Origin of the sequence: Bradyrhizobium sp. ORS 375 (genome assembly GCF_000239775.1) — a bacterium.
Classification (GTDB): domain Bacteria; phylum Pseudomonadota; class Alphaproteobacteria; order Rhizobiales; family Xanthobacteraceae; genus Bradyrhizobium.
Genome location: NZ_CAFI01000234.1, coordinates 1 through 10,599 on the forward strand (window position 1 = coordinate 1; position 10,599 = coordinate 10,599).

General features: G+C 66.1%; 8 protein-coding genes and 1 pseudogene. 7 read left to right on the forward strand and 2 right to left on the reverse strand.

The window, feature by feature from the left end:
- The 5 genes from BRAO375_RS18795 to BRAO375_RS18815 all read left to right on the forward strand — a co-directional run.
- Positions 1 to 520, forward strand: a 520-nt coding sequence (locus tag BRAO375_RS18795; RefSeq protein ID WP_035641084.1) for an N-acetylmuramoyl-L-alanine amidase family protein, incomplete at its 5' end; no start/stop codon positions are given.
- A 228-nt stretch (positions 521 to 748) separates the two neighbouring features.
- Entirely contained in the window at positions 749 to 3,256 is a 2,508-nt protein-coding gene (locus tag BRAO375_RS18800) for a penicillin-binding protein 1A (RefSeq protein ID WP_035641086.1), read from the forward strand.
- A gap of 119 nt (positions 3,257 to 3,375) precedes the next feature.
- Positions 3,376 to 4,510, forward strand: a protein-coding gene (prfB, locus tag BRAO375_RS18805) for a peptide chain release factor 2 (protein WP_139031417.1) whose coding sequence is annotated in 2 segments (ribosomal slippage) — positions 3,376 to 3,444 and positions 3,446 to 4,510 — 1,134 coding nt in all. Because the reading frame shifts where the segments join, the coding sequence is not laid out codon by codon here.
- A gap of 3 nt (positions 4,511 to 4,513) precedes the next feature.
- Positions 4,514 to 5,389, forward strand: coding sequence for an NAD(P)-dependent oxidoreductase (locus BRAO375_RS18810; RefSeq protein ID WP_009029044.1), 876 nt, complete (start codon positions 4,514 to 4,516; stop codon positions 5,387 to 5,389).
- Positions 5,390 to 5,485: 96 nt separating this feature from the next.
- Positions 5,486 to 6,406 (forward strand): DMT family transporter, encoded by a 921-nt coding sequence (locus BRAO375_RS18815; RefSeq protein WP_035641093.1) that lies wholly within the window; start codon positions 5,486 to 5,488, stop codon positions 6,404 to 6,406.
- A gap of 46 nt (positions 6,407 to 6,452) precedes the next feature.
- On the opposite strand, the gene upp is transcribed toward BRAO375_RS18815, so the two are convergent.
- Together upp and BRAO375_RS18825 are read right to left on the reverse strand one after the other, a co-directional pair.
- Complete coding sequence (gene upp / locus BRAO375_RS18820) at positions 6,453 to 7,088, reverse strand: uracil phosphoribosyltransferase (RefSeq protein WP_009029046.1); 636 nt, start codon at positions 7,086 to 7,088, stop codon at positions 6,453 to 6,455.
- 49 nt (positions 7,089 to 7,137) lie between these two features.
- Positions 7,138 to 8,865, reverse strand: a complete 1,728-nt coding sequence (locus BRAO375_RS18825; RefSeq protein ID WP_009029047.1) for a cation:proton antiporter — start codon at positions 8,863 to 8,865, stop codon at positions 7,138 to 7,140.
- A gap of 25 nt (positions 8,866 to 8,890) precedes the next feature.
- Between BRAO375_RS18825 and BRAO375_RS18830 the strand changes: the two genes are divergently transcribed.
- Both BRAO375_RS18830 and BRAO375_RS18835 read left to right on the forward strand, forming a co-directional pair.
- Positions 8,891 to 9,439, forward strand: coding sequence for a DUF3124 domain-containing protein (locus tag BRAO375_RS18830; protein WP_009029048.1), 549 nt, complete (start codon positions 8,891 to 8,893; stop codon positions 9,437 to 9,439).
- 814 nt (positions 9,440 to 10,253) lie between these two features.
- Positions 10,254 to 10,599 (forward strand): annotated as a pseudogene (locus tag BRAO375_RS18835) (peptidoglycan-binding protein); the annotation flags it as partial.

Sequence of the window (10,599 nt, forward strand, 5' to 3'; positions counted from 1 at the left end):
GCTGTTCGTCTCGATCCACGCCGATGCCCTGCCGCGCGGCGAGGGCAATGCCCAGGGCGCAACGATCTATACGCTGTCCGACAAGGCCTCGGACGTGGAGGCGGAGCGGCTGGCCGAGGCCGAGAACCGCGCCGACCAGATCGGCGGGGTCAATCTCACCGAGGAGCCGGCGGATGTCGCGGACATCCTGTTCGACCTGGCCCGGCGCGAAACGCGTACGTTTTCCAACAGGTTCGCCCGCCTGCTGATGAACGACATGAAGACGGCCGTGCATATGCACAAGCGGCCGCTGAAATCGGCTGGTTTCCGGGTGCTGAAGGCGCCCGATGTTCCGTCGGTCCTGGTCGAGCTCGGCTATGTCTCCAACAAGGGCGACATGGGGAACCTGTTGTCCGACGCGTGGCGGGCGCGCAGCGCGGACGCGATGGCGCGGGCAATCGACGCGTTCCTGGCCAAACGGGTCGCCAATGTCGGCGGCGAGAAGCCCGACAAGCCTGCCGCGCCGCGTGCAAAGCCCTAGTTTGGCCACAGCAACCGCCGTATAAACGGGCCGCGAGGCACCCGGAATCACGTGATGATTCCTTCTCTGCAGACTTGTGATAGGCTTGACCGCTGATAGGCTTGACCATGCGGTCTTCTGCATGGATTGCGTGGCATTGACGCCAACCGCGTGATTTGGCGGCAGCCCCTTCGACGGGCGCGGCATCCAAGCCGAGAGATGAACGAGAGTTGGAACGGATATTTGCCGATGCGCTTTCTGGTGCGGTTTCTGGGATTCCTGTTCGCGGCCGGTACCGTTGTCTTCCTCGTCGGCGTCGCGGCGGCAGCCGGCCTGATCTGGCACTTCTCCAAGGACCTTCCCGACTACTCCCAGCTGCAGGACTACGAGCCGCCGGTGATGACCCGCGTTCACGCGGTCGACGGCTCGCTGGTCGGCGAATATGCCAGGGAGCGCCGGCTGTATCTGCCGATCCAGGCGGTTCCCAAGCTCGTGATCAACGCCTTCCTCGCCGCCGAGGACAAGAACTTCTACGAGCACGGCGGCATCGATTTCACCGGCATGGCGCGCGCCGCGGTGGTCTACGCCCAGAACTTCGGCTCGAACAGGCGTCCGCAGGGCGCCTCCACGATCACCCAGCAGGTCGCCAAGAACTTCCTGCTGACCAACGAGGTCTCGTTCGCGCGCAAGATCAAGGAAGCGCTGCTGGCGATGCGCATCGAGCGCACCTACTCGAAGGACAAGATCCTCGAGCTGTATCTGAACGAGATCTATCTCGGCTCCGGCGCCTACGGCATCGCCGCTGCGTCGCTGGTCTATTTCGACAAGTCGGTGAACGAGCTCACCGTCGCCGAGGCGTCCTATCTCGCTGCGCTGCCGAAGATGCCCGGCAGCCTGCATCCGATTCGCAATCGCGACCGCGCCATCGAGCGCCGCAACTATGTCGTCGACCGTCTGTTGGAGAACGGCTGGATCAAGCAGGCCGACGCCGATAAGGCGCGCAAGGATCCGCTGACGATCGCGTCGCGCAACACTGGCGCGCACATCTTCGCCGGCGAATATTTCGCCGAGGAGGTGCGGCGCGACATCTTCGAGCGTTACGGCGAGAAGAAGCTCTACGAGGGCGGTCTGTCGGTGCGCACGACGCTCGACCCGAAGATCCAGGTGATGGCGCGCAAGGCCATGGTCGCCGGCCTCGTCCGGTATGATCAGGAGCAGGGCTACCGCGGAGCCGTCTCCAAGCTCGATATTTCCGGAGACTGGGGACTCAAGCTCGCCGAGATCAAATCGCTCTCCGACATCTCGCCGTGGCGGATGGCCGTGGTGCTGGAGACCAGCGACCAGTCGGCCCGCATCGGCTTCCAGCCGCCGCGCGAGCTCGGCGGCGCCGTCAGCAAGGAACGGCAGACTGGCCTGATCACGCTCGACGGTGTGAAGTGGGCGCGTGCGGCGACCGGCAACGGCCGCGGCAAGGTGCCGACGTCGGTCGCCCAGGTGCTGCAGCCGGGCGACGTGATCTATGCCGATCCGCTGTTCAAGGAAGGCAACCCGGTCGAGGGCCAGTATCGCCTCGAGCAGCTGCCCGAGGTGTCCGGCGCGATGGTGGCGATGGATCCGAACACCGGGCGCGTGCTGGCGATGGTCGGCGGCTTCTCGTTCGACCAGAGCCAGTTCAACCGCGCGACGCAGGCCTACCGGCAGCCCGGATCGTCGTTCAAGCCGATCGTCTATTCCTCGGCGCTCGACAACGGCTACACGCCGTCGACTCAGGTCGTCGACGCGCCGATCGAAATCGACCAGGGGCAGGGCGGCCAGGTCTGGCGTCCCGACAACTTCTCCAACGGCAAATATCTCGGACCGACGACTCTGCGCAACGCGCTGCGGCTGTCGCTGAACACGGTGACGGTGCGGCTCGCGCAGGACGTCGGCATGCCCTTGATCTCGGAATATGCACGCCGCTTCGGCGTCTATGACGAGCTGCCGAACTACCTGTCCTACGCACTCGGCGCGGGCGAGACCACGGCGATGCGCATGGTCACGGCGTACTCGATGATCGCCAATGGCGGCCGCCGGGTGAAGCCGACCCTGATCGACCGCATCCAGGATCGCTACGGCCACACCATCTTCAAGCACGACGCCCGCGAATGCCGCGGCTGCGACGCGCCGGACGGCTGGAAGAACCAGAGCGAACCGCAACTGGTCGACCGGCGCGAGCAGGTGCTGGATACGATGACCGCCTACCAGATCACCTCGATGCTCGAGGGCGTGGTGCAGGCGGGTACGGCGACCGTGCTCAAGGAGGTGGGCAAGCCGATCGCCGGCAAGACCGGAACCACCAACGAGGCCAAGGACGCCTGGTTTGTCGGCTTCTCGCCCGACCTCGCGGTCGCGATCTATATGGGCTACGACAAGCCGCGTCCGCTGGGTAAGGGCAACGCCGCGACCGGCGGCCATCTGGCGGCGCCGATCGCGAAGGACTTCATGAAGCTCGCGCTGGCCGACAAGCCGGCCACGCCGTTCAAGATCCCCGCCGGCATCAAGCTGGTCCGCGTCGACGCCAAGACCGGCATGCGGGCGAGCCCGGGCGATGGTGGCCGCACGATCATGGAGGCGTTCAAGCCGGGTACGGCGCCGCCGGACAACTACTCGGTGATCGGCGTGGCCGATGCCGACGGACGCATGATGCCATCGCAGAGCGGCGGCCAGCCTGATGCCGGCAGCTTCATCATCCGTCCGGGCACGGGCAGCCTGTATTAGGCCCCATGAAACTCCGGGCGATGCGGTGCATGGCGATTGCGCTTTGCACCGCGCACCGCTACATCCCCCAGGAGAGATGATTGCCGCGGTATTTCGTGCCGCGGCTTGAAGAGAGCGACATGCGCGCCGAAATCGAAAAAATCGTAGAAGAGATAAAGCAGTCGGTCGGGCTGCTGAGGAGGCATCTTTGACGTCGAGACATCGACGGCAAGGCTGGCCGAGCTGAACAAGCTCGCCGAAGATCCCAACCTCTGGAATGATCCCCAAAAAGCTCAGCGCCTGATGCAGGAGCGGACCTCGCTGGAGGATTCGCTGACCGGCATCGGCAAGGTCGAGCGCGAGCTCAGCGACAACATCGAGATGATCGAGCTCGGCGAGGCCGAGGACGATGCGGGCGTGGTCACGGAAGCCGAGAACGCGCTCAAGGAGCTGAAGAAGGAGGTCGCGCGGCGCGAGCTCGAGGCTCTGCTATCCGGCGAGGCCGACAAGTTCGACACCTATCTCGAGGTTCACGCCGGCGCCGGCGGCACCGAAAGCCAGGACTGGGCCTCCATGCTGCTGCGCATGTACACGCGCTGGGCCGAGACCCACGGCTTCAAGGTCGAGTTCCTCGAAGAATCGCTCGGCGAAGAAGCTGGCATCAAGTCGGCGACCATCCAGATCTCCGGCCACAATGCCTATGGCTGGCTGAAGACCGAAGCTGGCGTGCATCGTCTGGTGCGCATCTCGCCGTTCGATTCGAACGCGCGCCGCCACACCTCGTTCTCGTCGGTGCAGATCTTCCCGGTGATCGACGACTCGATCAAGATCGACATCAAGGAGTCGGACGTCCGCGTCGACACGATGCGGTCGGGCGGCGCCGGCGGTCAGCACGTCAACAAGACCGAATCGGCGGTTCGGCTGACGCACATCCCGACCGGCGTTGCGGTGGTCTGCCAGGCCGGCCGGTCGCAGCACAAGAATCGCGCCCAGGCCTGGGACATGCTGCGGGCACGCCTCTACGAGATCGAGCTGAAGAAGCGCGAGGAGAAGGCGGCAGCCGATCAGGCCGCCAAGACCGAGATCGGCTGGGGCCACCAGATCCGCTCCTACGTGCTGCAGCCCTATCAGATGGTCAAGGATCTGCGCACGGGCGTGCAGACCTCCGACACATCGGGCGTGCTCAACGGCGATCTCGACGAGTTCATGGCCGCCACCTTGGCGCAGCGCGCCTTCGGCACCACGCCGGGCGCCGTGATCGAGGACGTGGACTAGGCGGTGGCGCGCGTCGCCTTCATCGGGCTCGGCCGCATGGGCCATGGCATGGCCGGTCGTTATCTCGACGCCGGCCATTCCGTCGCGGTGTGGAATCGCAGCAAGGCGAAGGCCGACGACCTGATCGGCAGGGGCGCGCGCTGGTCGACATCGCCGGCCGATGCGGCGATCGATGCCGATGCAGTCGTCACCATGGTCGCCGATGACGAAGCGTCGCGCGCGGTGTGGCTCGGCCCCGATGGCGCTGCGGCAACGATGCGGGTCGGAACGATCGCCATCGAGTGCTCCACGGTCTCGCGCGATCATGCGCTGCGGCTGTCGCGCGAGCTGAATGCGCGCGGCGTGATCTATCTGGATTGTCCGGTGACCGGGCTGCCCGATGCGGCCGCCAATGGCAAGCTGACCCTGCTGGTCGGCGCCGACGCTGCCGACCTCGAGCGTGCACGGCCTTATCTGACGCCGATCGGTTCGACCATCCGGCACTTCGGTCCGGTGGGAGCCGGCACGGTGTACAAGCTGATCAACAACCTGCTCGGCGCGATGCAGATCGCGGGTCTCGCCGAGGGGCTTGCGATCGCCGAGCAGGCCGGGCTCGACATGACCCTGGTGCTGGAGGCGATCCAGAGCGGCGTGGCGGCAAGCCCGCAAGTTCTCCGGCATGCGCCGCGGATGATCGCGCGCAACTTTGCCGACGCCAGCTTCACCTCCGCGCTGCGCCACAAGGATGCAGCCTATGCGCTGCGGCTCGCCGAGGAACTGCTCGGTGAACGTCCCGTGATGGCCGAAGCCGCGGTCGAAGCCTATGCCCGCGCGAAGGCCGCGATGCCCGACGAGGACGAGGGCCGGATGATCGAGCTGGTCTCGCGTCCGAAGGACTGACCGTCGCGCTCGATGTTCCGCTCGCCCGAAAGCGGGTGGACAGTTTGCCGCCGCCGCTGCAACGATCTCGCACACTTCGAACAGCGGCTGATGGTGATGGCATCTCCCAACGACAGGATGGATCTCCGCGACTGGTCGCTGCTCGGCCTGTTGTCGGTGGTTTGGAGCGGCTCGTTCATCTTCAATAGTCTGGCTTTGAAGGAGCTGCCACCGCTCACGCTGGTGCTCTTGCGCATTGCGCTGGCGGCCGCGATTCTGCTGCCGGTCTTGCGCCTGAGCGGGCTCGGTTTGCCCAAGGGGATCGTGGGCTGGCGGCCCTATTTCGCGGTTGCGCTGTTCAACAATGTCGTGCCGTTCTGCCTGATTGTGATCGGCCAGACCTACATCACGTCGGGTCTCGCCGCGGTTCTCAATGCGACCACGCCGCTGTTCACGATCGCGGTGATGGCCGCCGCGGGAGAGGAAGGGCTCTCGGTGCGCCGCGTCGCCGGCCTGATCGTGGGCCTCGTCGGCGTCGTGATCCTGCGGGGCGGGTCGGGCATGGATGGCGCTGGGGGCGGCTATGGGATTCTGTTCGGGCTCGCTGCATCGCTCAGCTATGGCGTCGCCGCCTTGCTGGTGCGGCGTCACCTCGCGAACTCGCCTCCGCTCGCGACCGCGACCTTCCAGTTGTCCGCGTCGAGCGTGATGATGCTCGTCGTCGCAGGACTCGTCGACCAGCCGTGGCGCCTGCCGATGCCCGGGCTTCAGACCTGGCTCGCGATCTCGGCCCTCGCGGCGCTGTCGACGGCCTTCGCCTACATCGTGTTCTTTCAGGTTCTGCGCCGTTCCGGCGCAACCAATGTGACCCTGGTGACGCTGCTGATCCCGCTGACGACGATCCTGCTCGGATTTCTGGTGCTCGGCGAGACCATTTCGTTGCGGGAGATCCTTGGTGCGCTGGTGATCGGGAGTGCGCTGCTGGTAATCGACGGACGCATCTTCGCTATCCTGCGCGTCGCTCCGCGCGCGTCCTGACCATTCGCTGGTCGTGGGATGACGCGGCGGCATCAATCATGGCCTCCTACTTCGTTCCGAACATCCGGTCTCCCGCGTCGCCAAGGCCAGGCACGATATAGGCGTGGTCGTTCAGCTTCTCGTCGATCGCCGCGGTCCAGATCGGAATGTCCGGATGTTCTGCGCTGAATCTCGCGATGCCCTCGGGCGCCGCGAGCAGGCAGACGAAGCGGATGTCCCGGGCGCCGCGTGCCTTGAGCAGCTCGGCGGCCGCGCAGGCGGAATTGCCGGTCGCCAGCATCGGGTCCATCAGGATGACGGTGCGGTCGGACAGATCCTGCGGGGCCTTGAAGTAGTACTCCACGGCCTGCAGCGTGTTGGGGTCGCGATACAGCCCGATATGGGCGATGCGCGCCGACGGCATCAGTGCCAGCATGCCGTCGAGGAAGCCGACGCCGGCGCGCAGGATCGGCGCCAAGGTGAGCTTCTTGCCGGCGATCTTCGGCGCTTTCATCGCGGCGATCGGCGTCTCGATGTCGACCAGCTCGATCGGCAGGTCGCGCGTGACCTCATAGGCCAGGAGCATGCCGATCTCGTTGAGCAGCTCGCGAAAGCCCTTGGTGGAGCGGTCGCGCTCGCGCATCAAAGTGAGCTTGTGCTGGACCAGCGGGTGATCGACGACGTGGACGTGGCTGTTGGTCATGGCGATTGAGTCTGGCAGATCTCGTGTTGTGGATCGGGGCTGATGCGCATCACGGCAGCACCTCGCGGCGGTCGGCCAGCATGGCCTCGGCCTGGCTTCGTCGCTCCGACAGAAGGCCCGCGCTGGAGTCCTGGATCAGATTGAGCAGCACCTGCGCGTCGCTGAGCCGCGGCACGGTCACGTAGTCGGCGCCGGCATCGTAGAGATCCTTCACATCGGCAAGCAGATCCGCAGTGGCGACGATCTTGGCGGTCGCGTTGATGCTGCGGACGTGCCGTACCAGCTTCTCGTTGTTGGCGCCCTTGAGCAGCGAGTCCGGGATGCTGAGGATGATCAGCTCGGCCTGGCCAACCCCGGCATGCACCAGCGTATCGACATTGCTGATGTCGCCATAGGTCACCTGGATGCCGCGGTCAGACAGCGTGCGGAACACCACCGGATTGAAGTCGACCACGCCGATCTGTTCCAGCAGCGCCGGCTGGTTGCGCTCGATCTCGCTGAGCAGCGCGCTCGCCGTGCGGAAGAAACCGAGCAGCACGATCGGCCGGCCGGCGGCGTGGCCGCCCTCGTGCCCGGCCTCGCCATCCTTGCTTGCATCGAGGTCGTTCAGGCCGACCCTCTTCAAGAGCGGAATCGTCCGGCGCACGATCGGATCGGACCGCACGATGACGAAGGTCGAGAGCACCGCCAGCAGCACGAAGGCGAACGACGCCGCGCTCGAGGTGCCGGTCTTCAGATGCCCGGCGGCGGCCCCGGTCTGGATCACGACCAGCGAGAACTCGCTGATCTGGGCGAGGTTGAGCGCCGGCAGCAGGCTCGCGCGCAGGCCCTGCCGCATCATGTAGAGCGGCGTGAAGGTCGTGACGAGCCGGCTCGCCACCGTGAACAGCGCGATCACCAGCGCCAGCCCGACCACCGACATGGTGGGGATCGGGATGGTCATGCCAAGCGCGACGAAGAACAGCGTGATGAAGAAATCGCGCAGGGTCGTGACCTTGGCTGTGACGTCGAGCGCGTAAGGAAAGGTCGACAGCGACACGCCGGCGATCAGCGAGCCCATCTCGCGCGACAAATGCAGCCGCTCGGCGATCTCGCCGATCAGGAAGCACCAGGCGAGCGCGCCGAGCAGGATCAGCTCCGGGGTCCGCGCAATGCGGTGAAACACCGGCGGCAGCACGTAGCGGCTGAGCAGCAGCGCAATCGCGACCAGCGCGGCGGCGCGGGCGAACGACAGCAGGATGACGCCGAAATGCAGATCGTCGAGGCTCGGCTGCACCGCCAGGAACAGAATCGCGAACACGTCCTGCAGCACCAGCACGCCGAGCGTGATGCGGCCGGGCAAGGTGTCGAGCTCGCGCTTCTCGTACAGCACCTTGACGATGATCACGGTCGAGGACAGCGCGCAGGCGACGCAGAGATAGAGGGCGTCATAGCTCTCGGCGCCCATCCGCATGCCGATGGCGACGAAGAACAGGATCCCGAGCGCCGCGCCGCCGAGCAGCTGCACGCCGCCGGCGATGAGAATCACCGGGCCGGCGCGGATGATCTTCTTCAGGTCGATCTCGAGCCCGATCATGAACAGCATGAAGATCAGGCCGAGCTCGGAAATCACCGAGATCGATTCCTGGGACTTGACCCAACCGGTGCCGAACGGGCCAATGGCGAAGCCCGCGACCAGATATGCGAGAATCGAGGGCTGGCGCCATTTGTGCGCCGCCAGTCCAAGCACCCACGCAAACAGGATGCAGAGCGTGATGTCGCCGATCAGTTCATGCATGAAGCAACCCCCGAGGGGGCAACTTATGTCGCGTCGCCGCACAAGGAAACCCGCAATCTGTCACATCGCGGCCGCGGCCGTCGGGCTGCTGCTCGCCAGCGCCGAGATGCGGGCCGCCGACAGCGTGACCACGAGCTTCGCGAGCTCGCTGACTGCGGTTCCGGCGGAGACGCCCACCGTTGCCGGTGCCGTCTATGTGCCCGTCTATTCGAGCGTCACGATGGCGCCGGGCCGGGTGCAGGCCGATTTCTCCGTCACCTTGAGCATCCACAATGCCTCCGAGCAGCGGCCGCTGATTCTCCGGCGCATCAACTATTACGACACGGCCGGCGCGCTGGTCGAAGCCCATCTGTCCGCGCCCGTCGCGCTGAAGCCGTTCGCGACCATCGAGATCTTCGTGCCGACCAAGGACACCCGCGGCGGCACCGGCGCCAATTTCGTCATCGACTGGGCGGCGACGGGCGAGATCGCCGAGCCCGTGGTCGAGGCGCTGATGGTCGGCGGCATCGGCGCCGGACATTACGCCTTCATCTCGCAGGGCCGCCCGATCAGGTCGAGCGGCGGCCGGCCGTAGCCTGTGATCGCAACAGACGAGGCCGGGAGCGTCTCGCGCGGACAAAGCATGCGTGAATGTGAGCATCGGCTTTGAGCAGGGAATGTGAACGGGCCATGATCGGACACGCGCGAATCTCGCCGCAACGCCGATGGCGCCCGGAATGATGCGGCAGATCGGCCCTCGGTAACGAGGGCGCGGGGAATGCCGGGTGAAGGCCTCACCCATGGCCCGCCTGCAGAAAAGAAAGCAGGCGGCAGTCACCACAGGTTCAGCCGATCGACCCGGCATTCCCTGCGCGGCTGGTTTTAACGGCTTATACGCGATCTCCCCGGGGACCGGCTGTCTTGCCCCCGTCATCCGCGCCGTGCGTCAGCTCCGGCGACGACTTGACCTCAGCGTCGGGAGGTCAGGACCACGCGACTTCGCCGTCCGCGACCCACGATGCCCGTCGTGCACCGCCGCCGCGTCCACCGCATCCCGCCCCAACGTCCGTGACGACGCGTACGCCCCTCGCAGCGAGGCAGGATGCGCGGATCATACACCAATTCTGGAAAAGCGAAAGAGAAAAATCCGCCGCCGCCTCGGTCTCGCCCGCATCCGGAACCGGTCTCACGTATTGCCGAACGGGGAGTCGGCTTGGCACCCAGCGCCACATCTTTCCGCAGATCCCGCGCGCTGACGTCACGCTTGTGACAGTTGGGTGGCTCCGACGGCTGCCTCGGGCGGCCCCGGCAATGGCTTTCCGCCTTGTATGATGCTATGAGGAAAGAGAGATTCCCGCTGACGGAGCCGTCGTCTCCGCGCTCACGTTTGCACAGGGACGGATCACCGGATGAGCATCGAACGCGCGAGCATCGGAAACGGCGGACGATTGATCTGGGGTGGCGGCGCCGTAGCGGCGCTCGTGGTCGTTGGCCTGGTCGTCGCATTTGCGCAGAGCTTCGGTCTCGACCTCTCGATCTTCAGGCGTGACTGGACCACTGCGAGCCAGGATGGCGCGGCGGCACCGGCCCCTTCGGCAGCTGGTGCGCCCGCTGCTCCGCCGCGCGCTCCGGCGGGCGAGCCGGGTGCGGCAGACAAGGGCGGTGCGAGCCAGGCCGCGGCGGCGCTCGCGTCAGCCCAGCAGCAGGCCAGCGGGCTGGCTGCGCTGCTGGCGCCGGTCGCGCCCCCGGCATCCC

Bases quoted from the DNA above. Each gene is read 5' to 3' on its own strand.
- BRAO375_RS18830 (WP_009029048.1), top strand. From the start codon at position 8,891: ATGTCGCGTCGCCGCACAAGGAAACCCGCAATCTGTCACATCGCGGCC.
- BRAO375_RS18825 (WP_009029047.1), bottom strand. From the start codon at position 8,865: ATGCATGAACTGATCGGCGACATCACGCTCTGCATCCTGTTTGCGTGG.
- BRAO375_RS18800 (WP_035641086.1), top strand. From the start codon at position 749: ATGCGCTTTCTGGTGCGGTTTCTGGGATTCCTGTTCGCGGCCGGTACC.
- BRAO375_RS18815 (WP_035641093.1), top strand. From the start codon at position 5,486: ATGGCATCTCCCAACGACAGGATGGATCTCCGCGACTGGTCGCTGCTC.
- upp (WP_009029046.1), bottom strand. From the start codon at position 7,088: ATGACCAACAGCCACGTCCACGTCGTCGATCACCCGCTGGTCCAGCAC.